The 26126-nt window shown below is 68.9% G+C and carries 20 protein-coding genes and 3 rRNA genes; 20 read left to right on the top strand and 3 right to left on the bottom strand.

Features of this window, described 5'->3' with window-relative positions; genetic code table 11:
- The first annotated feature begins 26 nt into the window (after positions 1–26).
- From argC to rrf, 9 genes are all read left to right on the top strand, one after another.
- A complete protein-coding gene (argC, locus tag J1M46_RS02095) occupies positions 27–1073 on the top strand; it encodes an N-acetyl-gamma-glutamyl-phosphate reductase (protein WP_206446318.1) in 1047 nt (348 codons plus the stop codon).
- Entirely contained in the window at positions 1070–2260 is a 1191-nt protein-coding gene (gene argJ / locus J1M46_RS02100; protein ID WP_206446319.1) for a bifunctional glutamate N-acetyltransferase/amino-acid acetyltransferase ArgJ, read from the top strand. The genes argC and argJ overlap by 4 nt, the downstream gene beginning before the upstream one ends.
- On the top strand, positions 2250–3227 hold the full coding sequence (gene argB / locus J1M46_RS02105; RefSeq protein WP_206446320.1) for an acetylglutamate kinase: 978 nt from the start codon (positions 2250–2252) through the stop codon (positions 3225–3227). Before argJ ends, argB begins: the two co-directional genes overlap by 11 nt.
- Positions 3224–4153 carry an ornithine carbamoyltransferase gene (gene argF / locus J1M46_RS02110; RefSeq protein WP_206446321.1) on the top strand — a complete coding sequence of 310 codons (930 nt, stop codon included), beginning with the start codon at positions 3224–3226 and terminating at the stop codon, positions 4151–4153. The genes argB and argF overlap by 4 nt, the downstream gene beginning before the upstream one ends.
- Entirely contained in the window at positions 4150–5637 is a 1488-nt protein-coding gene (argH, locus tag J1M46_RS02115) for an argininosuccinate lyase (RefSeq protein WP_342384228.1), read from the top strand. The genes argF and argH overlap by 4 nt, the downstream gene beginning before the upstream one ends.
- Before the next feature lie 10 nt (positions 5638–5647).
- Positions 5648–6946 (top strand): tyrosine--tRNA ligase, encoded by a 1299-nt coding sequence (gene tyrS / locus J1M46_RS02120; protein WP_342384229.1) that lies wholly within the window; start codon positions 5648–5650, stop codon positions 6944–6946.
- Positions 6947–7698: 752 nt separating this feature from the next.
- Positions 7699–9221 (top strand): 16S ribosomal RNA (locus tag J1M46_RS02125).
- A gap of 403 nt (positions 9222–9624) precedes the next feature.
- A 23S ribosomal RNA gene (locus J1M46_RS02130) occupies positions 9625–12735 on the top strand.
- Positions 12736–12847: 112 nt separating this feature from the next.
- Positions 12848–12964, top strand: a 5S ribosomal RNA gene (gene rrf / locus J1M46_RS02135).
- Together the 16S, 23S and 5S rRNA genes form the textbook arrangement of a ribosomal RNA operon.
- A gap of 52 nt (positions 12965–13016) precedes the next feature.
- Here rrf and J1M46_RS02140 read toward each other — a convergent pair.
- Entirely contained in the window at positions 13017–14204 is a 1188-nt protein-coding gene (locus J1M46_RS02140) for a hypothetical protein (RefSeq protein WP_206448761.1), read from the bottom strand.
- On the opposite strand from J1M46_RS02140, the gene J1M46_RS02145 reads away from it, so the two are divergent.
- Both J1M46_RS02145 and J1M46_RS02150 read left to right on the top strand, forming a co-directional pair.
- On the top strand, positions 14157–15134 hold the full coding sequence (locus tag J1M46_RS02145; protein WP_241248980.1) for a hypothetical protein: 978 nt from the start codon (positions 14157–14159) through the stop codon (positions 15132–15134). The genes J1M46_RS02140 and J1M46_RS02145 overlap by 48 nt on opposite strands.
- Entirely contained in the window at positions 15134–16156 is a 1023-nt protein-coding gene (locus J1M46_RS02150) for an HAD-IIA family hydrolase (protein WP_206446323.1), read from the top strand. Before J1M46_RS02145 ends, J1M46_RS02150 begins: the two co-directional genes overlap by 1 nt.
- A gap of 85 nt (positions 16157–16241) precedes the next feature.
- Here J1M46_RS02150 and J1M46_RS02155 read toward each other — a convergent pair whose 3' ends face one another.
- A complete protein-coding gene (locus tag J1M46_RS02155) occupies positions 16242–16982 on the bottom strand; it encodes a phosphotransferase (protein WP_206446324.1) in 741 nt (246 codons plus the stop codon).
- 81 nt (positions 16983–17063) lie between these two features.
- On the opposite strand from J1M46_RS02155, the gene J1M46_RS02160 reads away from it, so the two are divergent.
- From J1M46_RS02160 to J1M46_RS02195, 8 genes are all read left to right on the top strand, one after another.
- On the top strand, positions 17064–18059 hold the full coding sequence (locus tag J1M46_RS02160) for an NAD-dependent epimerase/dehydratase family protein (protein WP_206446325.1): 996 nt from the start codon (positions 17064–17066) through the stop codon (positions 18057–18059).
- Positions 18056–18223, top strand: a complete 168-nt coding sequence (locus J1M46_RS02165; protein ID WP_206446326.1) for a hypothetical protein — start codon at positions 18056–18058, stop codon at positions 18221–18223. The genes J1M46_RS02160 and J1M46_RS02165 overlap by 4 nt, the downstream gene beginning before the upstream one ends.
- A gap of 19 nt (positions 18224–18242) precedes the next feature.
- Positions 18243–19025 carry a TlyA family RNA methyltransferase gene (locus tag J1M46_RS02170; RefSeq protein ID WP_206448531.1) on the top strand — a complete coding sequence of 261 codons (783 nt, stop codon included), beginning with the start codon at positions 18243–18245 and terminating at the stop codon, positions 19023–19025.
- On the top strand, positions 19022–19924 hold the full coding sequence (locus J1M46_RS02175) for an NAD kinase (protein ID WP_342384230.1): 903 nt from the start codon (positions 19022–19024) through the stop codon (positions 19922–19924). Before J1M46_RS02170 ends, J1M46_RS02175 begins: the two co-directional genes overlap by 4 nt.
- On the top strand, positions 19921–21630 hold the full coding sequence (recN, locus tag J1M46_RS02180) for a DNA repair protein RecN (RefSeq protein WP_206446328.1): 1710 nt from the start codon (positions 19921–19923) through the stop codon (positions 21628–21630). The genes J1M46_RS02175 and recN overlap by 4 nt, the downstream gene beginning before the upstream one ends.
- Before the next feature lie 92 nt (positions 21631–21722).
- Positions 21723–23393, top strand: a complete 1671-nt coding sequence (locus J1M46_RS02185; protein ID WP_206446329.1) for a CTP synthase — start codon at positions 21723–21725, stop codon at positions 23391–23393.
- Between the two features lie 4 nt (positions 23394–23397).
- The gene (locus tag J1M46_RS02190) at positions 23398–24012 is read left to right on the top strand and encodes an NUDIX domain-containing protein (RefSeq protein ID WP_206446330.1); all 615 of its coding nucleotides are present in this window, start codon (positions 23398–23400) and stop codon (positions 24010–24012) included.
- A 24-nt stretch (positions 24013–24036) separates the two neighbouring features.
- Complete coding sequence (locus J1M46_RS02195; protein ID WP_206446331.1) at positions 24037–25002, top strand: tyrosine recombinase; 966 nt, start codon at positions 24037–24039, stop codon at positions 25000–25002.
- A 3-nt stretch (positions 25003–25005) separates the two neighbouring features.
- Here the strand turns inward: J1M46_RS02195 and J1M46_RS02200 are convergent, their stop codons facing one another.
- Positions 25006–25695: a nucleotidyltransferase domain-containing protein gene (locus J1M46_RS02200; protein ID WP_206446332.1), complete on the bottom strand. Its 690-nt coding sequence runs from the start codon at positions 25693–25695 to the stop codon at positions 25006–25008.
- 30 nt (positions 25696–25725) lie between these two features.
- On the opposite strand from J1M46_RS02200, the gene J1M46_RS02205 reads away from it, so the two are divergent.
- A complete protein-coding gene (locus J1M46_RS02205) occupies positions 25726–26109 on the top strand; it encodes a VOC family protein (protein WP_206446333.1) in 384 nt (127 codons plus the stop codon).
- Positions 26110–26126: the final 17 nt, after the last annotated feature.

A 26126-nucleotide genomic window follows, 5' to 3' on the forward strand; every position in this document is an offset into this window, starting at 1 on the left:
GATCGGCGGCCGAGTAGCCTGGACGCATGAGCCTCTCCGTCGCCGTCGCAGGCGCGAGCGGGTACGCGGGTGGCGAGCTCCTGCGGCTGCTCGCGCAGCACCCCGAGCTGGAGGTGCGCACGGTCACCGCGCACTCGAACGCCGGGCAGCCCCTCGTCGCCGTGCACCCGAACCTGCGCTCCCTCGCATCGCTGACGTTCCAGGAGACGACGCCCGAGGTGCTCGCCGGGCACGACGTGGTCTTCCTGGCACTGCCGCACGGGCACTCGGCGGCGATCGCCGCGCAGCTGCCCGAGTCGACGCTCGTCGTCGACGCCGGCGCCGACCACCGGCTCGAGCGCGCCGAGGAGTGGCAGCAGTACTACGGCACCGAGCACGCCGGCACCTGGCCCTACGGCATGCCAGAGCTCATCCTCGCCGACGGCGGCCGGCAGCGCCGCGAGCTGCGCGCCGCCCGCCGCATCGCCGTGCCCGGCTGCAACGCCACGGCCGTCACGCTCGCGCTCGCGCCGGGCGTCGCGGCCGGCCTCATCGACACGACCGCGATCACCTCGGTGCTCGCCGTCGGTTCCTCCGGCGCCGGCCGCGCCGCCAAGACCCATCTGCTGGCGGCAGAGCTCACCGGCTCCGCCACGCCGTACGGGGTCGGCGGCACCCACCGGCACCTGCCCGAGATCGCGCAGAACCTGCGCACCGCCGGCGGCAGCGACATCCGTCACTCCTTCACGCCGGTGCTGGTGCCCATGTCACGCGGCATCCTCGCGACCGTCACCGCGCCGCTCGTGGGCGATGCGACCGCCGAGCAGGTGCGCTCGGCGTGGCTGACCGCCTACGGCGACGAGACCTTCATCCACATCACCGACGCCGGCAGCTACCCGCGCACCGCCGACGTGCTGGGCTCGAACTCGGTGCACCTCGGCGTCGGCCTCGACGAGGCGGCCGGCCGCGTGGTCGTGATCGCCGCGATCGACAACCTCGGCAAGGGCACCGCCGGTGCCGCCGTGCAGTCGGCGAACATCGCGCTCGGCTTCGACGAGCAGCTCGGCCTCTCGGTCGACGGGCTCGCCCCGTGAGCGTCACCGCCGCGGCGGGCTTCCGCGCCGCGGGCGTCGCCGCCGGGCTGAAGTCGACCGGCGCGCTCGACGTGGCGCTGATCGTCAACGACGGCCCGCGCTCCGATGCCGCCGGCGTGTTCACCTCCAACCGCGCCAAGGCCAACCCGGTGCTGTGGAGCGAGCAGGCGCTCGCCGGCGGCAGCGCCCGCGCCGTCATCCTCAACTCCGGCGGCGCCAACTGCTTCACGGGCGCGTTCGGTTTCCAGACCACCCACCAGACCGCCGAGCGCGTCGCCGAGCGCCTGGGCATCGGCGCGATCGAGGTGCAGGTGTGCTCGACCGGCCTGATCGGCGTCGGCGACGAGACCTTCCGCCAGGGCGTGCTCGCGGGCGTCGAGGGGTGTGCGGATGCGCTGGCGCACGACAGTGCGGACGACGCGGCCGCGCTGCGGGCCGCGCAGGCGATCATGACCACCGACTCGGTGCCCAAGCAGGCGATCGCCCACGGCGCGGACCCGGCGACCGGCGACGGGTACACCGTCGGCGGCATGGCCAAGGGCGCCGGGATGCTCGCGCCGGGCCTGGCGACCATGCTGGTCGTGCTCACCACCGACGCGGTCGCCGATGCCGACGTGCTCGACCGGGCGCTGCGCGCCGCGACCCGCGTCACCTTCGACCGGCTCGACTCCGACGGCTGCATGTCCACCAACGACACCGTGCTGCTGCTGGCGAGCGGCGCCTCGGGCGCCACCGCCGACGAGGCCGGGCTCACCGCCGCGGTGACGCAGGTCTGCGACGACCTCGCCCAGCAGCTGCAGCTCGACGCCGAGGGCGCCAGCCACGACATCACCATCGAGGTGCGCCAGGCCGCGAGCGAGGACGAGGCCGTGGTGGTCGCCCGCTCGGTCGCCCGCTCCAACCTGTTCAAGGCGGCGATCTTCGGCAACGACCCCAACTGGGGCCGCGTGCTCGCCGCGATCGGCACCACCGATGCGGCCTTCGACCCGTACGCGGTCGACGTCTCCTTCAACGGCGTGCGGCTCTGCCACGCGGGAGAGCCCGACCGCCCGCGCGAGGAGGTCGACCTGGCGCCCCGCGCGACCCACATCGTCATCGACCTCTTCGCCGGTGACGCGACCGCGAGCATCCGCACCAATGACCTCACCCACGACTACGTGCACGAGAACTCCGCATATGCGAGCTAGCGCCATGGGCGATGCAGACCGCGCGGCCGACGCCGCCCGCAAGGCCGAGACGCTCATCGAGTCGCTGCCGTGGCTCGAGCGGTTCCGCGGCGCGACGATCGTCGTCAAGTACGGCGGCAACGCCATGGTGAGCGATGAGCTGCAGCGCGCCTTCGCCGAGGACATGGTCTACCTGCGCCACGTCGGCATCCAGCCGGTGGTCGTGCACGGCGGCGGCCCGCAGATCAACGAGGCGCTGCGCATCCACGGCATCGAGAGCGAGTTCCGCGGCGGCTACCGGGTCACCAGCCGCGCGGCGATGGACGTCGTGCGCATGGTGCTCACCGGCCAGGTGGCGCGCACGCTCGTCTCGCTCATCAACCGGCACGGGCCGCTCGCGGCGACGCTCTCGGGCGAGGACGCGGGGCTGTTCACCGGCCGCCGGCGCGGCACCGTCGTCGACGGCGAGATGCAAGACCTCGGCCAGGTGGGCGACGTGATCGCCGTCGACCCGGCTCCTGTGCTGCGGCTGCTGGAGGCGGGCCTGATCCCGGTGGTCTCGTCGATCGCCCCCGATGGCGACGCGCCGGGGGAGTCGTTGAACGTGAATGCGGATGCGGCTGCCGCGGCCCTGGCGGCCGCGCTCGGCGCGCAGAAGCTCGTCATCCTCACCGACGTCGAGGGCCTCTACCGCGACTGGCCCGACCGCGACTCGCTCATCAGCGAGATCACCGACACGGAGCTCGAGGCGCTGCTGCCGAGCCTCGAGTCGGGCATGATCCCCAAGATGCAGGCGTGCTTGAGCGCGGTGCGCGCGGGCGTGCCGAAGGCGGCCATCATCGACGGCCGCTCGCCCCACTCGATCCTCACCGAGATCTTCACGACCGCGGGCTCCGGCACCGAAGTCGTGCGCGCATCCGGCACCACCGCATCCGACACCGCCGCATCCGGCACCGTCCTCACCCCCTCCGACAGGGAGCACCCATGACGCGCCATTTCCTCCGCGACGACGACCTCAGCCCCGCCGAGCAGCGCGAGGTGCTCGAGCGCGCCGTGCGGATGAAGCGCGACCGCTGGGCCGAGCGCCCGCTCGCGGGGCCGAAGTCGGTCGCGGTCATCTTCGACAAGTCCTCGACTCGCACGCGCGTCTCCTTCCACGTCGGCATCAGCGACCTGGGCGGCTCGCCGCTGATCATCTCCACCGCCTCGAGCCAGCTGGGCGGCAAGGAGACCGCCGCCGACACCGCGCGCGTGCTCGAGCGGCAGGTGGCAGCGATCGTCTGGCGCACTTACGCGCAGGCGGGGCTCGAGGAGATGGCCGCTGGCACCACGGTGCCGGTCGTCAACGCGCTCTCGGACGACTTCCACCCCTGCCAGCTGCTCGCCGACCTGCTCACCATGCAGGAGCACAAGGGCGAGCTCGCCGGGCTCACGGTCGCCTTCGTCGGCGACGGCCGCTCGAACATGGGGCAGTCCTACCTGCTCGCGTGCGCGACCGCGGGCATGCACGTGCGCGTGGGCTCGCCGGCCGAGCACTCGCCCGAGCCGGCCGTCGTGGCCGACGCCCAGCGCATCGCAAGCGAGACCGGCGGCAGCGCGACCGTGGTGAGCAGCGCATCCGAGGCCGTCGCCGGTGCCGACATCGTCGTCACCGACACCTGGGTCTCGATGGGCAAGGAGGACGAGAAGGCCGAGCGGGTCGCCACGTTCGGCGGATTCAAGGTCGATCAGGCCCTGATGGATCAAGCGAAGCCGGATGCGGTCTTCATGCACTGCCTGCCCGCCGACCGGGGCTTCGAGGTGACCGCCGACGTCATCGACGGACCGCAGTCGATCATCTGGGACGAGGCCGAGAACCGCCTGCACGCGCAGAAGGCGCTGCTCGCCTGGCTGCTCGAGAAGGCCGACGCGTGAGCGCCGAGCAGCACGGCACCGAGTCGAACGGCACCGAGTCGAACGGCACCGAGTCGACCGGCACCGAGCAGCACGGCACCAACGAGGGCTCGCTCTGGGGCGGCCGCTTCGCCTCCGGCCCGAGCCCCGAGATGGCACGGCTGTCGAAGTCGACCCAGTTCGACTGGCGGCTCGCGCAGCTCGACATCCGCGGCTCGAAGGCGCACGCCGTCGCGCTGCACGCCGCCGGGCTCCTCGACGACGAGCAGCTGGCAGCCATGCGCGCCGCCCTCGACGAGCTGAGCGATCGTGTGCGCACGGGTGCCTTCGTCGCGGCGGAGTCCGACGAGGATGTGCACGGCGCGCTCGAGCGCGGCCTGATCGAGATCGCCGGTGCCGAGCTGGGCGGCAGGCTGCGCGCCGGCCGCTCGCGCAACGACCAGATCGCCACCCTCGTACGGGTGTGGATGCTGGAGGAGACCGAGGAGGTCGCCCGCGGCATCCGCGCGGTGATCGAGGCGCTCCGCATGCAGGCCGACGCCCACCCGGATGCGCCGATGCCCGGTCGCACCCACCTGCAGCACGCGCAGCCGGTGCTGCTCTCGCACCACCTGCTCGCGCACGCCTGGCCGCTGCTGCGCGACCTCGAGCGGCTCGCCGACTGGCGGGTGCGCGCGGGGGAGTCGCCCTACGGCGCCGGGGCTCTCGCCGGCTCGACCCTCGGCCTCGACCCGGCGCTGGTCGCGCGCGAGCTGGGCTTGGCATCACCCAGCCCCAACTCGATCGATGCGACTGCCGCCCGCGACGTGGTCGCCGAGCTCACGTTCGTGCTGACGATGACGGCGATCGACCTCTCGCGACTGGCCGAGGAGGTCATCTTCTGGTCGACCCGCGACGTCGGCTTCGCCCGCCTGCACGACGGCTTCTCCACGGGCTCGTCGATCATGCCGCAGAAGAAGAACCCCGACATCGCCGAGCTCGCGCGCGGCAAGGCGGGCCGCCTGATCGGCGATCACGCCGGTCTGCTCGCGACGCTGAAGGCGCTGCCGCTGGCCTACAACCGCGACCTGCAGGAGGACAAGGAGCCCGTCTTCGACGCGGTCGACCAGCTGCAGGTGCTGCTGCCCGCCTTCGCCGGCATGGTCGCCACGCTCGACTTCGACGAAGAGCGGATGCGTTCGGGTGCCGCCGCCGGCTACGCGCTCGCGACCGACGTGGCGGAATGGCTGGTGAAGCGGCGGGTGCCGTTCCGTGACGCGCATGAGATCTCGGGCGCGCTGGTGCGGCTGTGCGAGCAGCGCGGCATCGAGCTCGACGAGGCGAGCGACGAGGACTACCGATCGGTCTCGGAGCACCTGACGCCCGAGGTGCGCGAGGTGCTCACCGTCGACGGCGCGATCGCGGCGCGCTCCGGCATCGGCGGCACCGCCGGCTCGGCGGTCGCCGAGCAGCGGCGCGCGCTGGACGCCCGCCTGGCGGCGCTCGGCGAACGACTCCTCGGGTAGATTCGTGCAGGTGATCGAAACCGCGCCCATCCAGCTCGACCCGGCATTCAGCAATGTCTGGGACGAGCTCCAGTACCGCGGCAGCGTGCACGTCTCCACTGACGCCGAGGCCCTCGAGACCGCGCTCGGCGGCGATCCGATCACCTTCTACTGCGGCTTCGACCCCACGGCGCCGAGCCTGCACCTGGGCAACCTCGCGCAGCTGATCGTCATGCGCCGCCTGCAGCTGGCCGGGCACCGGCCGCTGGCGCTGGTGGGCGGATCGACCGGTCTGATCGGCGACCCCAAGCCCACCAGCGAGCGGCAGCTCAACGAGCGCGAGACCGTCGCCGAGTGGGTGACCTACCTCGGCGACCAGATGCTGCGCTTCCTCTCGGCCGAGGGTGACAACCCCGTGCAGCTGGTGAACAACCTCGACTGGACGGCGCCGCTGTCGACCGTCGACTTCCTGCGCGAGATCGGCAAGCATTTCCGCGTCGGCACGATGCTGAAGAAGGACGCGGTCGCCTCGCGCATGGAGTCCGATGAGGGCATCTCCTACGCCGAGTTCAGCTACCAGGTGCTGCAGGGCATGGATTTCCTCGAGCTCCACCGGCGCTACGGCTGCATCATGCAGACCGGCGGCAGCGACCAGTGGGGCAACCTGACCGCCGGCACCGAGCTGGTGCGGAAGGCGGAGGGCGTGCACGCCCATGCGATCGGCACGCCGCTGATCACCGACGCCGACGGCAAGAAGTTCGGCAAGAGCGAGGGCAACGCGGTCTGGCTCGACGCCAACCTCACCACGCCCTACGCGATGTACCAGTTCTGGCTCAACCAGGACGACGCGATCGTCGTGCAGTTGCTGAAGTCGTTCACGTTCCTGCCCTCCAGCCGCATCGATGAGCTCGCGCGGGCGACGGCCGACGCACCCTTCCGCCGGGAAGCGCAGAAGGAGCTCGCGATCCAGGCGACGTCGTTCATCCACGGGGTCGAGGCGACGCAGCAGGCGATCGATGCCTCGCAGGCGCTGTTCGGCTCCGGTGACCTGACCGCGCTCGACGCGTCGACCCTCGCTGCGGCGGTCGCGTCGCTCGACAAGCACGCGACGGCGACGCCGGATGCGCCGGTGCTGCAGCTGCTGCAGGAGACCGGTCTGGTCGACACGCTCTCCGATGCCCGGCGCGCGATCGCCCAGGGTGGGGTGAGCGTCAACAACGAGCGCATCGACGATGCCGCCGCGACGCTGGAAGGGCGGCTGCTGCACGGCAGGTTCGCGGTGCTGCGCCGCGGCAAGAAGACACTGGCCGGCATCGACACCGGCGTCTGATGCATCGACGGCGTGCTGGACGAGGGAGTGAGAACGGGGGGCCTACGGGCCCCCCGTTCTCGTTTTCCGCTGAAACACTGAGCGACACGCCCGGGATGCTGGCGTTTTGTGCCCTGGGGCCAGCGTCCATGTAATGTTTCTACCTGTCACCCCAAAGACGCAGAGCCGAGAGGCCAGCGGATCAAGAGGGACCACCTCCTCGCCGTGAGGCACCACGCAATTTGCGTGTTGGGCCGAAACGCGAGTATGGTGACAATCCACTTCAACGATGAACGTGCGGAGCGCACGGACGGCAGCTACGGCGGCCGGCCAGCGCGACACGCCGACTTGACAGTCACTCCGGAGCGTGTAACCTAGACAGGTTGCCACAAACCGGGACTTGACTGCGAGTCAGGCAGAAGCCGACTTGACAGTCACTCCGGAACGTGTAACCTAGACAGGTTGCCACGATCCGGAACTCAACTGCGAGTCCGGTGGGAGTCAAACTCCGCACGGCGTGTCGAATTGACACTCTCCGAGAAGTGGTTATGATTGAGAAGTTGCCTCGACGCAGACCCGGAAGGGAAAGCGCGAGAGCGTCCGATCCTTGAGAACTCAACAGCGTGCACAATGTCAAATGCCAAAATATTAACTCGTCCTGCCTTTTAGGCAGAACGATTCCTTTGGATAAGACAGATTGTCAGTAGACAGTCTATTTTGTCAGCATCAAACTCGCTGCCATCCGGCTTTCCCCGGTTTGGTACGCAAAATTCTTTACGGAGAGTTTGATCCTGGCTCAGGACGAACGCTGGCGGCGTGCTTAACACATGCAAGTCGAACGATGAAAGAGGAGCTTGCTCCTCTGGATTAGTGGCGAACGGGTGAGTAACACGTGAGCAATGTGCCCTTGACTCTGGAATAAGCGCTGGAAACGGCGTCTAATACCGGATACGACCTTCGGAGGCATCTCCTGAAGGTGGAAAGAACTTCGGTCAAGGATCAGCTCACGGCCTATCAGTTAGTTGGTGAGGTAATGGCTCACCAAGACGACGACGGGTAGCCGGCCTGAGAGGGTGACCGGCCACACTGGGACTGAGACACGGCCCAGACTCCTACGGGAGGCAGCAGTGGGGAATATTGCACAATGGGCGCAAGCCTGATGCAGCAACGCCGCGTGAGGGACGACGGCCTTCGGGTTGTAAACCTCTTTTAGCAGGGAAGAAGCGAAAGTGACGGTACCTGCAGAAAAAGCACCGGCTAACTACGTGCCAGCAGCCGCGGTAATACGTAGGGTGCAAGCGTTGTCCGGAATTATTGGGCGTAAAGAGCTCGTAGGCGGTTTGTCACGTCTGCTGTGAAATCCCGAGGCTCAACCTCGGGCTTGCAGTGGGTACGGGCAGACTAGAGTGCGGTAGGGGAGATTGGAATTCCTGGTGTAGCGGTGGAATGCGCAGATATCAGGAGGAACACCGATGGCGAAGGCAGATCTCTGGGCCGTTACTGACGCTGAGGAGCGAAAGCATGGGGAGCAAACAGGCTTAGATACCCTGGTAGTCCATGCCGTAAACGTTGGGAACTAGATGTGGGGACCATTCCACGGTCTCCGTGTCGTAGCTAACGCATTAAGTTCCCCGCCTGGGGAGTACGGCCGCAAGGCTAAAACTCAAAGGAATTGACGGGGGCCCGCACAAGCGGCGGAGCATGCGGATTAATTCGATGCAACGCGAAGAACCTTACCAAGGCTTGACATATACGAGAACGCGCTGGAGACAGCGAACTCTTTGGACACTCGTATACAGGTGGTGCATGGTTGTCGTCAGCTCGTGTCGTGAGATGTTGGGTTAAGTCCCGCAACGAGCGCAACCCTCGTCCTATGTTGCCAGCACGTAATGGTGGGAACTCATGGGATACTGCCGGGGTCAACTCGGAGGAAGGTGGGGATGAGGTCAAATCATCATGCCCCTTATGTCTTGGGCTTCACGCATGCTACAATGGCCGGTACAATGGGCTGCGATACCGCAAGGTGGAGCGAATCCCAAAAAGCCGGTCTCAGTTCGGATTGGGGTCTGCAACTCGACCCCATGAAGTCGGAGTCGCTAGTAATCGTAGATCAGCAACGCTACGGTGAATACGTTCCCGGGCCTTGTACACACCGCCCGTCAAGTCATGAAAGTCGGTAACACCCGAAGCCGGTGGCCTAACCTTTTGGAGGGAGCCGTCGAAGGTGGGATCGGTAATTAGGACTAAGTCGTAACAAGGTAGCCGTACCGGAAGGTGCGGCTGGATCACCTCCTTTCTAAGGAGCATCTCGCCGGCACAGCCGGCGCAGAGCCACTTCGGTCGCATACGTCGACCGGTGGTCAGCTCATGGGTGGAACATTGACATTGGCACTCGAACGATCGAGTCCGAACCAGTACGGCTGCGCAAGCAGTCTGGAACAGTCGGGCACGGGAGATCGGGTGCATGCACGCTGTTGGGTCCTGAGGGACCGGACGGCGCCTTTTGGCGTCTGAAGAACCCTCGGACCGGCCGGCTGAAAGCGCACATGCGCTGAAGTCGTCGGTACCGACCGTAAGTTGAGAACTACACAGTGGACGCGAGCATCTTAGATTCGAGCTTCGGCTCGGATCACAAGATCTATTAATAGATCATTGGTCAGCAGCCTTCGGGCTGCCGATTAACCAATACTCATGTATGTGGTCAAGTTTCTAAGAGCAAACGGTGGATGCCTTGGCATCTGGAGCCGATGAAGGACGTAGTAATCTGCGATAATCCTCGGGGAGCTGATAAACGAGCTTTGATCCGAGGGTCTCCGAATGGGGAAACCCCGCTGGGCGGCGTGCCGACCCAGTGACTCCCGCCTGAATATATAGGGCGGGTAGAGGGAACGTGGGGAAGTGAAACATCTCAGTACCCACAGGAAGAGAAAACAACAGTGATTCCGTAAGTAGTGGCGAGCGAACGCGGAAGAGGCTAAACCGATCGTGTGTGATAGCCGGCAGGCGTTGCACGATCGGGGTTGTGGGACATTTCAGCTGCTCTGCCGAGCAGCAAGCGTTACAGACCGCGGTAGGCGAAGGACTTGGAAAGGTCCATCACAGAGGGTGACAATCCCGTAGCCGAAACCGCGCAATGGCGCGAAGTTCATCCCAAGTAGCACGGGGCCCGAGAAATCCCGTGTGAATCAGCCAGGACCACCTGGTAAGCCTAAATACTCCCAGATGACCGATAGCGGACAAGTACCGTGAGGGAAAGGTGAAAAGTACCCCGGGAGGGGAGTGAAATAGTACCTGAAACCGTTTGCTTACAAACCGTTGGAGCGGCCCTAGTAGCCGTGACAGCGTGCCTTTTGAAGAATGAGCCTGCGAGTTAGCGATATGTGGCGAGGTTAACCCGAGTGGGGAAGCCGTAGCGAAAGCGAGTCTGAATAGGGCGATTCAGTCGCATGTCCTAGACCCGAAGCGAAGTGATCTATCCATGGCCAGGTTGAAGCGAGTGTAAAAGCTCGTGGAGGACCGAACCCACTTAGGTTGAAAACTGAGGGGATGAGCTGTGGATAGGGGTGAAAGGCCAATCAAACTTCGTGATAGCTGGTTCTCTCCGAAATGCATTTAGGTGCAGCGTTGCGTGTTTCTTGCCGGAGGTAGAGCTACTGGATGGCCGATGGGCCCCAAAAGGTTACTGACGTCAGCCAAACTCCGAATGCCGGTAAGTGAGAGCGCAGCAGTGAGACGGTGGGGGATAAGCTTCATCGTCGAGAGGGAAACAACCCAGACCACCGACTAAGGTCCCTAAGCGTGTGCTAAGTGGAAAAGGATGTGGAGTTGCTTAGACAACCAGGAGGTTGGCTTAGAAGCAGCCACCCTTGAAAGAGTGCGTAATAGCTCACTGGTCAAGTGATTCTGCGCCGACAATTTAACGGGGCTCAAGCACATCACCGAAGTCGTGGAATTCGTACAACAGCTCGGCAGCTTTGCTGTCCAGGCGTACGGATTGGTAGGAGAGCGTCGTGTGGCGAGTGAAGCGGCGGAGTAATCCAGCCGTGGACGCTACACGAGTGAGAATGCAGGCATGAGTAGCGAAAGACTGGCGAGAAACCAGTCCTCCGAAAGACCAAGGGTTCCAGGGTCAAGCTAATCTTCCCTGGGTAAGTCGGGACCTAAGGCGAGGCCGACAGGCGTAGTCGATGGACATCAGGTTGATACTCCTGAACTGACGAAAAACCGCCCAAGCCAAACCAGTAATGCTAAGAGTCCGAATCCTTGGACCGATCCCTTCGGGGTGACGTCCTTGGCCTAGCACTCGACCCTATGCTGGGGCGGCTAGCGTATTAACAGGTGTGACGCAGGAAGGTAACAGAACCGGGCCGATGGTTGAGTCCGGGTAAGCCGTAGGGCGTGGGATAGGCAAATCCGTCCCACACATAGCCTGAGAGCTTTGCCGAACCCTAGAGGGAAGTCTGTGATCCTATGCTGCCAAGAAAAGCATCGACGCGAGGTTTTAGTCACCCGTACCCCAAACCAACTCAGGTGGTCAGGTAGAGAATACTAAGGAGATCGAGAGAATCGTGGTTAAGGAACTCGGCAAAATGCCCCCGTAACTTCGGGAGAAGGGGGGCCTGAGGCGTGACGGAACTTGCTTCCCGAGCGTTCGAAGGCCGCAGAGACCAGTGGGAAGCGACTGTTTACTAAAAACACAGGTCCGTGCGAAGACGCAAGTCGATGTATACGGACTGACGCCTGCCCGGTGCTGGAAGGTTAAGAGGAAGGGTTAGCGTAAGCGAAGCTCAGAATTTAAGCCCCAGTAAACGGCGGTGGTAACTATAACCATCCTAAGGTAGCGAAATTCCTTGTCGGGTAAGTTCCGACCTGCACGAATGGCGTAACGACTTCCCAGCTGTCTCAACCGCGAACTCGGCGAAATTGCACTACGAGTAAAGATGCTCGTTACGCGCAGCAGGACGGAAAGACCCCGTGACCTTTACTACAGCTTGGTATTGGTGTTCGGTGTGGCTTGTGTAGGATAGGTGGGAGACTGTGAAGCTCGGACGCTAGTTCGGGTGGAGTCAATGTTGAAATACCACTCTGGTCACTCTGGATATCTAACTTCGAACCGTAATCCGGTTCAGGGACAGTGCCTGGTGGGTAGTTTAACTGGGGCGGTTGCCTCCCAAAAAGTAACGGAGGCGCCCAAAGGTTCCCTCAACCTGGTTGGTAATCAGGTGTCGAGTGTAAGTGCACAAGGGAGCTTGACTGTGACAGTGACAACTGGAGCAGGGACGAAAGTCGGGACTAGTGATCCGGCAGTGGCTTGTGGAAGCGCTGTCGCTCAACGGATAAAAGGTACCTCGGGGATAACAGGCTGATCTTGCCCAAGAGTCCATATCGACGGCATGGTTTGGCACCTCGATGTCGGCTCGTCGCATCCTGGGGCTGGAGTAGGTCCCAAGGGTTGGGCTGTTCGCCCATTAAAGCGGCACGCGAGCTGGGTTTAGAACGTCGTGAGACAGTTCGGTCCCTATCCGCTGCGCGCGTTGGAAGTTTGAGAGGATCTGACCCTAGTACGAGAGGACCGGGTTGGACGAACCTCTGGTGTGTCAGTTGTTCCGCCAGGAGCACCGCTGATTAGCTACGTTCGGGATGGATAACCGCTGAAAGCATCTAAGCGGGAAGCCGGCCTCAAGATGAGACTTCCGTGCCTTCGGGCGAGAGGCTCCCAGCTAGACTACTGGGTTGATAGGCCGGATGTGGAAGTGGGGACTAAAGACCCATGAAGCTGACCGGTACTAATAAGCCGATGACTTGATAACATATATATGAGCTTGCTGCTCGCGTCCACTTTGTGGTTCTCGATGTACGGTCGAGAACCGCAGCCCTTCGCTTCATTGCGGAGAGCTGTGCAGATCGAAACATCAATAGTGTTTCGGCGGCCATAGCGAGAGGGAAACGCCCGGTCACATTCCGAACCCGGAAGCTAAGGCTCTCAGCGCCGATGGTACTGCAGGGGGGACCCTGTGGGAGAGTAGGACACCGCCGGACTTCTTTTGGAAAGGGGCCCCAGATTATTCTGGGGCCCCTTTTTTCATTTGTCCTACAGTTGTGCAAGCGCCGACGTGGTGGAGAGGATCGTGCCGTGAACGACGAGGCAGACCGTAGCAGTTCGGGTCGCGACGACGACCGCCGCCGCAACTCCGGTGACGCAGGCCGACCCAAGCGGGACGGTGACCGCCGTCCCCAGCGCGACGGCGACCGCCGCTTCGGGGACCGCGACCGCAAGCCCGCGCGTGACGGCGACCGCCGGCCGCAACGTGACGGTGACCGTCGCTTCGGCGATCGTGACCAGCGGCCCCAGCGTGACGGCGACCGTCGCTTCGGCGATCGTGACCAGCGTCCGCAGCGGGATGGCGCTCGCAGCTTCGGCGAGAGCGAGCGCAAGCTCCGCCCCGGCGACCGCGGGTACCGTCCCGATGGGGACCGCCGCCCTTCGGGCAATGCCGATCGCAGCCAGCGCGATGGCGCGCGCCGCTTCGGCGATCGTGACCAGCGTCCGCAGCGTGATGGCGACCGGCGCTTCGGCGATCGGGACAACCGGCCGCAGCGCGACGGTGACCGTCGTCCGCAGCGCGAGGGCGAGCGACGCTTCGGTGACCGCGACCAGCGTCCGCAGCGCGACGGAGACCGCAAGCCCGCTCGTGATGGCGAGCGGCGCTTCGGCGATCGGGACAACCGGCCGCAGCGCGACGGTGACCGTCGTCCGCAGCGTGACGGTGAGCGGCGCTTCGGCGACCGCGACCAGCGTCCGCAGCGCGATGGTGACCGCAGGCCTCCGCGTGATGGTGACCGTCGCGCAGCACGGGATGGCGATCGTCCGTTCGGCGACCGCAGGCCGCGTGATGGCGAGCGGCGCTTCGGCGACCGCGACCAGCGCCCTCAGCGGGATAGCCGTCCGCAGCGCGACGGCGCTCGCCCGCACGGCCGCGGCGACCAGGCACGCCGCGACGACCAGCGCACGCGCAACCAGGGGCCGCAGCGTGACGCAGCGCGCCCCGGGCGTGACTTCGAGCACCGTGGCGATGGCTCCGGCGAGAGCTTCAAGCAGGTGCGCGACGACGACTTCGTCGCTCCCGAACTGCCTGACGACATCCAGGCAGAGGATCTCGACATCGGCGCGCGTGCGCAGCTGAAGACCCTCACGAAAGAGAACGCCGAGTACGTCGCCAAGCACATGGCGATGGCGGGTCAGCTGATCGATGAGAATCCGGAGCTCGCGCACCAGCACGCACTCACGGCGGCCCGCCGTGCCGGCCGCATCGGCGTCGTGCGCGAGACGCTCGCGATCACCGCCTACCAGCTGGGCGACTTCGCGCTGGCGCTGCGCGAGCTGCGCACCTACCGCCGCATCACCGGTCGCGACGACCAGCTGCCGCTGATGGCTGACTGCGAGCGCGGACTCGGCCGCCCCGAGAAGGCGCTGGAGCTCGCCCGGTCTGTGGACGCATCCACTTTGGAGACCCCGGTGCGGGTCGAGCTGGCGATCGTCAAGTCGGGGGCGCGCCTCGATCTCGGTCAGCCCGATGCCGCGCTCGAGGAGCTGCGGATCCCCGAGCTGCGCAAGGACAAGGCGTTCGAGTACAGCCCTGCGCTGTTCGCGAGCTTCGCCGGCGTGCTCGAAGAGCTCGGCCGCGACGACGAGGCTGCGGAGTGGTACGCGCTCGCCGACCGGGCGATCGATGCCCTCGAGGCCGCGCTGGCCCCGGGCGAGCTCGAGTTCGTCGGCATCAGCACCGAAGGCGGCGAGCCCGTCGAGGCCGCTGTCGGGGATGAGGGCGTTGAGCTCGAGCCCGATGGCGCGGAGGACGCAGAGTCTGCGCAGCACGATGCGGCGCATGAGACGGCACTCGGTTCGACCGAGTCGGCCATGGTCGAGGCGGCGGACGTCCCTGAGGGCGAGGCTGGCTCCGCGAACTCGGACGACAGCGCCGACGCGGAGCTGCCCGACGCCACCGAGCCGACGGCCGAGACTTCGGTCATCGATGCTCCGGTCGACGCTGCGGCTGAGGCACCGGCTGACGAGCAGCACGACGCGCTGTTCGGCGATGCGCTCTTCGGGGACGACCTCATCGAGCCTGCCGGCACCGAGGACGCCGGCACCGACGAGGCCGGCCAGGACGGAGCGGGGGAGACCCAGCGCGACGGAGGCGCGCGCTGATGGCACTGTTCCGCAAAGCCGCCCCGCCGGAGCCCACGCCGATCGACGGCGTCGACTGCCTGTATCTCGACCTCGATGGGGTTGTCTACAAGGGACCCGATGCCATCCCGCACGCCGTCGAGAGCATCAATGGCGCGGGCATCCGCCCGGTGTACCTGACGAACAACGCCTCGCGCACGGACGCCGAGGTCGCGGAGCACCTCTCGTCGTTCGGGCTGCAGCTCACGGCCGATGACGTCGTCACCAGCCCGCAGGCGGCCATGCGGCTGCTCGCGCAGCACCTCGAGCCGGGCGACCGCGTGCTCGTGGTCGGCGGCGCCGGCATCGTCGTCGAGGTCGAGGCGCGCGGCTGGCAGGTCGTGCGTACCGCCGCCGAGCAGCCGAAGGCGGTCGTGCAGGGCTTCCACCCCTCGGTCGGCTGGCAAGAGCTCGCCGAGGCTTCGTTCGCGCTCCACACCGGCATCCCGTGGGTGGCGACCAACGGCGACTGGACGATCCCGGTCGCTGGCGGCATCGCGCCCGGCAACGGCACGCTCGTCTCGGCGGTGCACACCGCCGTCGGCAGGCTCGCCGACTTCGCAGGCAAGCCCGAGCGCCACATGTACGACGTGGCGACCGAGCGCTTCGCCGCCGCCGCACCGGCGATGGTGGGCGACCGCCTCGACACCGACATCCTCGGTGCTCGCCGGGCGGGCATGCGCTCGATCATGGTGCTCACCGGCGTCGACCGCGGCGCGCACCTCATCGGCGCCGACGAGTCGATGCGGCCCGATCACATCATCGAGGACCTGCGGGGGCTGACCGAGCCCATCGCGCCGCTGCGGGAGACGCTCGAGCGCTCGACCGGCGACACCTACTTCGAAGTCGGCAAGGCGGCGGTGCGCCGCAGCGGCATCGACATCACGCTCGTGCGCGCGGGCGAGCGGCCGGTCGACACGATCCGCGCCGCCTGTGCCGCCGTGTGGACCGCTGACCGCCCCGTGCTGGGCCTGCGCATCGCCGACGAGCTGCTTGCGCTGTAGCGGCGGTGGCCGCGACGCGGGTCAGTCGTCGTCGACGATCGCAGCCGCGCTGCTCAGTCGTCGTCGTCGACCCTAGCCACGCTGCTCAGTCGTCGTCGACTGGCGGATCCCACAGCGCCCGCCAGCGAGCGACGCGTACGGCATCGCGCTCGATGCCGTAGGCGCGCCAGAAGGCGGGCTCGGCCTCGGCGAGCCCGTTCCACTCCAGCGACCACGAGGCGATCGCGAGATCCGACCAGCGGTCGCCCACGCCGACGCGCCCGAGGTCGACCAGACCCGCGAAGCGGCCGTCGGCGATGAGCGTGTTCGGCGCGCACGGGTCGCCGTGGCAGACGACCCGGTCGTCCGGACCGGTGCCGCCGATCGCCGATGCGTGGTCGAGGGCGGATGCGGTCCAGTCGGGGGCGGGGAACGGGCAGCCGGCGACCGGCAGAGCGTGCAGGCGCCGCAGCCCTTCGCCGAGCGCGGCCGCCGCGCGCTCCGGATCGCGCAGCCCCGCGGCGGAGACGATCGATGCCGCGTCGATCGCGGCGGTCACGAGCGTCGCGCCGGCTGCATCGGCGGCGTGCGCGACCACCCTCGGCACCGTCAGCGAACCCGCCTGGGCGAGCCAGCGCATCCGCTCTGCCTCGTCTGCGAGCGACTCGCCAGAGCCGGCCGGGCTCCACTTGACGTAGACCGAGCCGCTCGGGCGGTCGATGCGGGCGGTGATGCCACCGGTCTCGTTCTGCCAGACCAGCTCGACCGGGTGGTGCTCGGCGAGCCGCGCGATCGCGGGCGGCACCGGCGTGCCGGCGGGCGGGGGCGCGGCGAGGACGGAGGGCACAGGACGACGCTAGCGAACGGCTGGACTGCGCCGACGGCGAACGACCTGGAGCCGGCGGCGCCGACGTGGTCTGCTTGCGGCATGACACGTGAGCGAACGCTCGGGCGCGTGCTCGTGCTCGGCGGCACCCGATGGCTCGGCCGGCGCATCGCGCAGGCGCACCTCGCGCGCGGGGCAGACGTGACGTGCCTCGCCCGTGGCGAGGGCGGCGACGCTTCTGAGGGGGCGCGGCTGGTGGTCGGCGACCGGGAGCGAGCGGATGCGTATGCCGGGCTCACGGGGGAGTGGGACGAGGTCGTCGACGTCACCCGGCTGCCGGCGCATGCGGCAGGAGCGCTCGACGCGCTCGCCGATCGCGCGCGCCACTGGACCTTCGTCTCCTCGGTCTCGGCGCAGCGGCTGGAGGGAGCGCCCGTCGGCGCCGCCGAGGACGACGAGCTGGTGCCGGAGGACGTGAGCGGTGAGGAGTACGGCGGCGCGAAGGCGTGGATCGAGCGCGTCGCACGCGAGCGGCTGGGCGAGCGGCTCGCGATCGTGCGGCCCGGGCTCATCGGCGGGCCGGGCGACGAGAGCGGCCGCTTCGGCTACTGGGTGGCGCGGCTCGCGCTCGCGGGCGGCGATCCGGTGCTCGTGCCGGCGCGCGACCAGCCGACGCAGACGATCGACGTGCGCGATCTGGTGGACTTCCTGGTCGAGCAAGCGCCGACGCACAGCGACATCGTGAACGCCGTCGGAGCAGCGGGCGGGCTGCACGACCACATCGCGCTCGCGCGGGAGATCGCCGGGCACACGGGTGAGCTGGCGCGGGCGAGCGACGAGCAGCTCGCCGCGCTCGGCATCGAGCACTGGGCCGGGCCGCGTGCACTGCCGCTGACGCTGCCGGCCGAGCTGGGCCCGCATGCGCAGCGCTCGAGCGACCGCTACCGCGCGGCCGGCGGCACGCACCGCCCGCTGCGGGAGACCCTCGAGGCCGTGCTCGCCGACGAGCGTGCGCTCGGTCTGGACCGGCCCGCTCCCCACAGGCTCTCGCGCGCCGACGAGCTGGCGGCCATCGATTCGCTAGCCTCGCTGTCATGACCGAAGCGCACGGCCAGCACGCAGGCGGCACCGACGAGCACGCCACCGATGGGCTCGTCGACGAGCTCGACCTGCTCGAGCAGCAGCCGCTCGAGGAGCGCGCCGAGCAGCTCGCGCGCATCCACGACAAGCTGCAGGCCGAGCTGGGCGCCGTGCGTGGCTGAGCCGGCAGCCAGCGCGCCGATGCAGCTGCGGCTCGACCAGGCGCTCGTCGAGCGCGGTCTCGCGCGCAGTCGCACGCAGGCGCAGCAGCAGATCGCTGCCGGGATCGTGTCGGTCGACGGGCATGCCGTCGTGAAGGCAAGCCACAAGGTCGGCCCCGACGCCGAGCTCTCGGTCGAAGGCGGCGATCCGTGGGTCTCACGCGCGGCGCACAAGCTGCTCGCCGCGCTCGACGCCTTCGCCATCGATCCCTCCGGGCGCGACGCGCTCGACGCGGGCGCCTCCACCGGCGGCTTCACGCAGGTGCTGCTCGCGCGCGGCGCCGCGCACGTGACGGCGCTGGACGTCGGGCACGGCCAGTTCCAGCTCGACGTGGCCGCGCATCCCATCACCCTCATCGAGGGGCAGAACGTGCGCGAGCTCGCACCTGGCTCGATCGAGCCCGCGCCGTCGATCATCACCGCCGACCTGTCGTTCATCTCGCTCGGGCTCGCGATCGGGCCGCTGACCGGCGTCGCCGCGCCCGACGCCGACTGGGTGGTGCTCATCAAGCCGCAGTTCGAGGTGGGCCGCACGGGCGTGCGCGAGGGCATCGTGACCGACCCGACGCTGCGCGCGCAGGCCATCGAGCAGGTGCTCTGGGCGGCGTGGGATGCGGGGCTGGGCACCGCGGGGCTGATCGGCAGCCCCATCATCGGCGGGCGCGGCAACCTCGAGTACCTCGCGCACCTGTCGGCGACGGCGGGCGGGAATCCGACACAATGGCTGGAGGAGTCCGTCAGGCTGTCGAAGGAGGCGCGGTGAGCGTTCGCAGGTTCCTGCTCGCGTTCCACCCCGGGCGCGCCGAGGCGGTGCAGACGACGGCGAGCATCGCGGCGCGGCTGCTGGCCGCCGGCGTGACGCCGGTCGTGCTCGCCGACGACCGCGGTGTGCTGCTCGAGGGCCGCTCGGGGCTCGACGCGGTGGAGCCGTACGAGCCCTCCGACATCCCAGAGATCGAGCTGATCATCACGCTCGGCGGCGACGGCACGATCCTGCGGGCCGCCGAGCTGCAGCGCGACATCGACGCGCCGCTGCTGGGCATCAACCTCGGCCACGTCGGCTTCCTGGCCGAGGCAGAGATGGCCGATATCGATGAGGTCGTCGAGCGGGCGCTGCGGGCGGACTACGAGGTCGAGCACCGGCTGGTGATGTGCGTGCGCGTGTTCGACGGCGACCGCCAGGTGCACGAGACCTGGGCGATCAATGAGGCCGCGATCGAGAAGGCCGGCTCGGGTCGCATGATCTCGACGCTGCTCGAGATCGACGACCGGCCGATCTCGTCGTTCGGAACCGACGCCGTCATCCTCGCCACCCCGACCGGCTCGACGGCGTACTCGTTCTCGGCCGGCGGCCCCATCGTCTGGCCGACCGCCGAGGTGCTGCTGATGGTGCCGCTGGGCGCCCACGCGCTGTTCACCCGCCCCATGGTGGTCGCGCCGACATCGACGATGTCGGTGACCATCGCCGACGACTCCACCAGCGCCGCCGTGCTGTGGTGCGACTCGCGCCGCTCGTTCGAGCTGCCTCCGGGCTCGCGCGTCGAGGGCACGCGCGACGGCCGGCCGCTGCGGCTCGCGCGGCTGACGCGCGCGCCCTTCTCCGACCGGCTGGTCGCGAAGTTCCACCTGCCCGTCGAAGGCTTCCGGCGGAAGCGGCCGTGACGCGCCTCGACGAGCTCACGATCCGCTCACTGGGCGTGATCGACGATGCGCGGGTGCCGCTGGGCGCCGGCTTCACCGCGATCACCGGCGAGACCGGCGCTGGGAAGACGATGGTCGTGCAGGCGCTCGCGCTGCTGCGCGGTGAGCGCACCGACGGCGGCGTGATCCGCGCCGGGGAGGAGCGCGCCGCCGTGCAGGGCGTCTGGCTCGTCGATGATGCGGATGCCGTGGCTCTCGTCGAGGATGCCGGTGGCAGCCTCGACGACGGCGAGCTGATCCTCGGGCGCGCGCTCTCGCGCGGGCCGGACGGCGCCGCGCGCTCGCGCGCGCAGGCCGGCGGCGCCGCGGTGCCGGCGGGGCTGCTGCGCGAGCTCGCCGACCGTCTGGTGGCGGTGCACGGGCAGGCCGACCAGCAGCGGCTGCGCTCCGCCGAGGCCCAGGCGGCGGCGCTCGACCGGGCCGCCGGGGCGCCGCTCGGCGAGCTGCTCAACGCGTACCGCCGTGAGCACGCGGCCTGGACCGATGCGCGCGACGCTGCGGAGCGCATCCGCACCGAGCATGATGCGCGAGCCGCCGAGGCCGCATCGCTGCGTGCGGAGCTCGAGGAGCTCGAGGCCTTCGACCCGCAGCCGGGGGAGCAGGAGGAGCTGGCCGCGATCGCGAACCGGCTGGAGCACTCCGAGGGGCTGCGGATGGAGCTCGCCGACGCGCACGCTGCGCTGCTGAGCGACGACGACGCCCCTGACGCAGTGACGCTCGCAGGGACAGCGCGCCGGTTGGTCGAGCGTGCGACCACCGATGACCCGGCGCTCGCAGAGGCGCTGGAGCTGCTCGTGCAGGCGGATGCGCTGCTGCAGGAGGCCTCCGCGTCGATCGTGAAGGCACTGGACGATCTGGAGCGCCCGGAGCGCAGCCTCGACGAGGTGCAGGATCGGCGCGCCGATCTGTCGGGGCTCGAGCGCAGGCTCGGACGACCGCTCGAGGTGGCGCTCGAGGCGGCCCCGCAGGCTGCGCTGCGGCTGGTCGAGCTCGACGGGGACGACGATGAGCTCGCCCGCCTGGCTGCCGAGGAGGAGCGCTGCCTGGCGGCCGCGACCGCGCTCGCCGACCGGCTGAGCGCGCTGAGGCAGGACACCGCCCGACGGCTCGAGGAGGCCGTCGGCGCCGAGCTGCGGGCGCTCGCGATGCCGAACGCGCGGCTGGTCATCGAGGTCGCGCAGACGGAGACCCTGGGCGCGAGCGGCCACGACCGCATCAGGATGCTGCTCGCACCGCATCCGGGCGCCGAACCGCGGCCGGTGCAGAAGGGCGCCTCCGGGGGCGAGCTCAGCCGCATCATGCTCGCGCTCGAAGTGGCGCTCGCGGCGGGTTCGCTGGCGGAGCAGAGCGTGCCGACCATGGTCTTCGACGAGGTCGACGCCGGCGTCGGCGGAGCCGCGGCGATCGAGATCGGCCGCCGTCTCGCGCAGCTCGCCGAGCACTGCCAGGTGATCGTCGTCACCCACCTCGCGCAGGTCGCCGCCTTCGCCGAGCACCATGTGCGGGTGGAGAAGGGCACCGACGGTCGCATCACGGCGTCGCAGGTCTCGGCGGTCGAAGGTGAGGAGCGCCTGGCCGAGCTCGCCCGCATGCTCTCGGGCACCGCATCCGACACCGCCCTCGCGCACGCCCGTGAGTTGCTCGCCGATGCGCGAGCGGTGGGATAGGCTCGAAACCCGTGAACCTCGCCCAGCCAGACGCTGACCAGCAGCCCACGGAAACCCCCGGCCGGAGCGCTCCCGCAGCGCCGGCGGCCAAGGTGACCAAGCAGATCTTCGTCACCGGAGGTGTCGTCTCCTCCCTCGGCAAGGGCCTCACCGCCGCCTCGCTCGGCAATCTGCTCACCGCGCGCGGCCTGCACGTGGTGATGCAGAAGCTCGACCCGTACCTGAACGTCGACCCGGGCACGATGAACCCGTTCCAGCACGGCGAGGTGTTCGTCACCGACGACGGCGCCGAGACCGACCTCGACATCGGCCACTACGAGCGCTTCCTCGACGTGAACCTCTCGCAGGCGGCGAACGTCACCACCGGCCAGATCTACTCGCGCGTGATCGAGCGCGAGCGCCGCGGCGAGTACCTCGGCGACACGGTGCAGGTCATCCCGCACATCTCGGACGAGATCAAGCGCCGCATGCGGCTGCAGGCCGAGCAGGACCCGCAGCCCGACGTCATCATCACCGAGATCGGCGGCACGGTCGGCGACATCGAGTCGCAGCCGTTCATCGAGTCGGCGCGGCAGATCCGCCACGAGCTGGGCCGCCAGAACGTGTTCTTCGTGCACGTCTCGCTCGTGCCGTTCCTGGGCGCCTCCGGCGAGCAGAAGACGAAGCCCACGCAGCACTCGGTCGCGACCCTGCGCTCGATCGGCATCCAGCCCGACGCGCTCGTGCTGCGCAGCGACCGGCCGGTGAGCGACTCGAACCGCAAGAAGATCGCGCTCATGTGCGACGTCGAGGAGGAGGCAGTCGTCAACACCGTCGACCTGCCCTCGATCTACGACATCCCCACGACGCTGTTCGAGCAGCAGCTCGACGCCTACATCATGCGGCAGCTGGGCCTCACCGCTGGCGACGTCGACTGGTCGCACTGGCAGCCGGTGCTCGACGCCGTGCACCAGCCGAAGCACGAGGTGACGATCGGCCTGGTCGGCAAGTACATCGACCTGCCGGATGCGTACCTGTCGGTCACCGAGGCGGTCAAGGCCGGCGGCTTCGCCAACCAGACGAAGGTCGACATCCGCTGGATCCGCTCCGACGACTGCGAGACGCCCGAGGGCGCCGCGGCGGCGCTCGGCGAGCTCGACGGCATCGTCGTGCCCGGCGGCTTCGGCATCCGCGGCATCGAGGGCAAGCTCGGCGCGCTGAAGTTCACGCGCGAGAACGAGATCCCCACGCTCGGCATCTGCCTCGGCCTGCAGTGCATGGTGATCGAGGCCGCGCGCAACCTGGCCGGCATCGAGGGCGCGTCGTCCACCGAGTTCGACGAGGCGACGCCCGCGCCGGTGATCGCCACGATGGCCGAGCAGGAGCAGCACATCCACGGCGGCGACCTCGGCGGCACCATGCGCCTGGGCCTCTACGAGGCGAAGCTCGCCGAGGGCTCGCTGGCCGCACGGCTCTACGGCGCGGAGGTCTCGCACGAGCGCCACCGCCACCGCTACGAGGTCAACAACGCCTACCGCGAGCAGATCGCGGCGGCGGGCCTGGCCTTCTCCGGCACCTCGCCCGACGACAAGCTCGTCGAGTACGTCGAGCTGCCCGGCCACCCCTTCTACATCGCCACCCAGGCGCACCCGGAGCTGCGCAGCCGGCCCAACCACGCGCATCCGCTCTTCCGCGGCCTCGTCGAGGCGGCGCTCGACCGCCAGCGCGCCTCGAAGCTGTTCGACGAGACCGACGAGGGCGACGCCGACGGCGCTGCCGAGTAGCGCGATGATCGAGGACACGCTCGGCGCGCAGCCGGTGCTCGCGCGCGAGCGGCTGCTCGACGGCCGCGTGTTCGACGTGGAGGCGCAGGAGTTCGAGCTGGGCGGGCAGCGGATCCGCCGCGAGGTCGTCGTGCACCCCGGTGCCGTCGCGGTCGTGGCCGTGAACGGGGCCGACGAGCTCATGCTCGTGCACCAGTACCGCCACCCGGCGGGCGGCACGCTCTGGGAGCTGCCCGCGGGCCTGCTCGACATCGCAGGCGAGGATCCGCTGCTCGGCGCGCAGCGCGAGCTGGCCGAGGAGACCGACCTGGAGGCCGGCACCTGGCGCACGCTCGTCGACGTCTCCACCACGGGCGGCGGCTCGACCGAGATGATCCGCGTCTACCTGGCCACCGACGTGCGTGAGCTGCCCGACGCCTTCGCGCGCGAGCACGAGGAGGCCGAGATGGAGCGCCGCTGGGTGCCGCTCGACGAGGTGCTCGAGGCGGCGGCCACCATGCGGCTCCACAACGCCACGCTGCTGGCGGCGCTGCTCGCGCTCACGCAGCTGCGTGCCCGCCGCCTCGACGCGCAGCCCGCCGACGTGCCCTTCGACTGGCACGCATCCGCCCGGGCATGATGCGCGCGTGAGGCGGCAGCGCCCGTGACACCCCAGCAGGCCGTCGACCGGCTGCTGCGACAGCTCGCCATCGAGCGCGGCCTCTCGCAGCACACGGTCGCCGCCTACCGCCGCGACCTCACCGGCTACCTGGCGGTGCTCGAGGCACGCGGGGTGACGGATGCGTCGGCCATCACGGGCGAGGACGTCGCGGCGTTCCGCGGCTCGCTCGCCGACCGCGGCCTGGCCGCCTCCTCGGTGGCGCGGCACCTGTCGGCCGTGAAGGCGCTGCACCGCTGGCTCGTCGAGGAGCAGGTCGCGGAGGAGGACGTGGCGAAGGAGCAGCGGCCGCCGAAGCTGCCCTCCCGACTGCCGAAGGCGATCTCGGTGTCGCAGATGCAGCGGATGCTGGAAGTCGCCGGCGGGGACGCGGATGGCGCCGCCGATGGCGGCGCGGCCGACGCGAGCGCGGTCAGCGACGGCGCGGCGGTCGACCCGGCCCGGCTGCGCGACCGCGCCCTGCTCGAGCTGCTCTACGCCACCGGCGCCCGCATCTCCGAGCTCATCGCGCTCGACGTCGACGACGTGGCCGCGATCGCGGAGCACGGGCTGCTGCGCGTCACCGGCAAGGGCACGAAGCAGCGGCTGGTGCCGGTGGGCTCCTATGCGCGGGCGGCGACGGATGCGTGGCTGGTGCGGGGGAGGGCGGCGTTCGCCGCGAAGGGGCGCGGCACGCCCGCGCTGCTGCTCGGTGCCCGGGGCGGGCGCCTGAGCCGCCAGGCGGCGTGGGAGATCATCCAGCGGGTGGCCGAGGAGGCCGGGGTGACGGGCGTCTCGCCGCACACCTTCCGCCACTCCTTCGCGACCCACCTGCTGGAGGGCGGCGCCGACGTGCGCGTGGTGCAGGAGCTGCTCGGCCACGCCTCGGTGGCGACCACGCAGATCTACACGCATGTCACCGCCGACACGCTGCGCGACATGTACACGACGGCGCACCCGCGGGCGCGCTGAGCGTCAACGGACGAAACCTTCGCGCAGGCGGCCTCCGGCGCGCTCGAGCTCGTGCCCCGCCGCGATGCCGAACGCGCTCGCATCGCCGGCGAGCAGCGGTGCTGCCAGCGCGTTCGCGCGATCCGGGCTCCACGCCCGCAGGCGACGCACCAGGTGCTTGCCGCGTCCGAGCCAGCGGCCGTTCGCCAGCAGTGCGAGCGCAGCGACATCTTCGAACAGGCACGCCATGATCGTGCGCTGCTCGAGCGCGTCGTGCGCGTCGAGGAGATCATCGAGGAGATCCGTGACCGCATAGCGCATGAGATCGAGGCGTCGGCGGTCGACGACCGGCCCGCGGGCGAGCACTGCTGCCCAGTCCGGCCGGAGCCGCAGCAGGGTCGGTCCTGTGAGGACCGCGGTGCCTCCGACGAGCATGTCGACGATGACTGGCCGCGCCTCCTCGACCCCGCGGTTCGCCCAGCGGTCGAATCCCGCCTCGGTGTACGCGAACACCTCCATCGCCTCGCCCTCGAAGGCGTAGTTCGCCGCAAGGGAGTCTGCGTCGCCGAGCATTCCCTCGGGCCCGAGGACCAGCAGGTCGATGTCGCTGGTGGCGGTGCGCCGTCCGCTCGCGGTGCTGCCCGCGACGACTGCGCTGTCGGCGCCGGGGAACTCCTGCTCGACGAAGCGGCGGGCGATCTCGAGGTGCTGCATGGGGCGACGATACCGGCGTAGCGTGTGCGCATGATCACGATCGATGCCATCGGCATGGTGGCGCAGGACATGCCCGCGACGCTGGCGTTCTATCGGGCGCTCGGCCTCGACATCCCGGCGGAGGCGGACGACGAGCCGCATGCCGAGGCGACGCTGCCCGGTGGGCTGCGGCTCATGTGGGACACCGAGGCGACCATCCGCTCGTTCGACCCCGACTACCGGCGTGAGCCCGGCCAGAGCCACACGCTCGCCGCCCGCTGCGACAGCGCGGCGGAGGTCGACGCGACCGTCGCGCGGCTCGTGGGGCTCGGCCACCGGGTCGTGCGGGAGCCGTGGGACGCCGCGTGGGGGCAGCGCTACGCGACGGTCGCCGACCCGGACGGCCGCGGCGTCGACCTCTACGCCGCGCTCTGAGTGGCGCGGCCGCGCGG

This window comes from Agrococcus sp. KRD186, assembly GCF_017168255.1.
Taxonomy (GTDB): Bacteria; Actinomycetota; Actinomycetes; order Actinomycetales; family Microbacteriaceae; genus Agrococcus.

Excerpts from the sequence above, each read along its gene's own strand:
- J1M46_RS02205 (WP_206446333.1), top strand. The coding sequence starts at position 25,726 with ATGATCACGATCGATGCCATCGGCATGGTGGCGCAGGACATGCCCGCG.
- J1M46_RS02150 (WP_206446323.1), top strand. The coding sequence starts at position 15,134 with ATGGCACTGTTCCGCAAAGCCGCCCCGCCGGAGCCCACGCCGATCGAC.
- argF (WP_206446321.1), top strand. The coding sequence starts at position 3,224 with ATGACGCGCCATTTCCTCCGCGACGACGACCTCAGCCCCGCCGAGCAG.
- J1M46_RS02170 (WP_206448531.1), top strand. The coding sequence starts at position 18,243 with ATGCAGCTGCGGCTCGACCAGGCGCTCGTCGAGCGCGGTCTCGCGCGC.
- J1M46_RS02200 (WP_206446332.1), bottom strand. The coding sequence starts at position 25,695 with ATGCAGCACCTCGAGATCGCCCGCCGCTTCGTCGAGCAGGAGTTCCCC.
- J1M46_RS02165 (WP_206446326.1), top strand. The coding sequence starts at position 18,056 with ATGACCGAAGCGCACGGCCAGCACGCAGGCGGCACCGACGAGCACGCC.
- J1M46_RS02190 (WP_206446330.1), top strand. The coding sequence starts at position 23,398 with ATGATCGAGGACACGCTCGGCGCGCAGCCGGTGCTCGCGCGCGAGCGG.
- J1M46_RS02160 (WP_206446325.1), top strand. The coding sequence starts at position 17,064 with ATGACACGTGAGCGAACGCTCGGGCGCGTGCTCGTGCTCGGCGGCACC.
- argB (WP_206446320.1), top strand. The coding sequence starts at position 2,250 with ATGCGAGCTAGCGCCATGGGCGATGCAGACCGCGCGGCCGACGCCGCC.
- argC (WP_206446318.1), top strand. The coding sequence starts at position 27 with ATGAGCCTCTCCGTCGCCGTCGCAGGCGCGAGCGGGTACGCGGGTGGC.
- J1M46_RS02145 (WP_241248980.1), top strand. The coding sequence starts at position 14,157 with ATGGCGGGTCAGCTGATCGATGAGAATCCGGAGCTCGCGCACCAGCAC.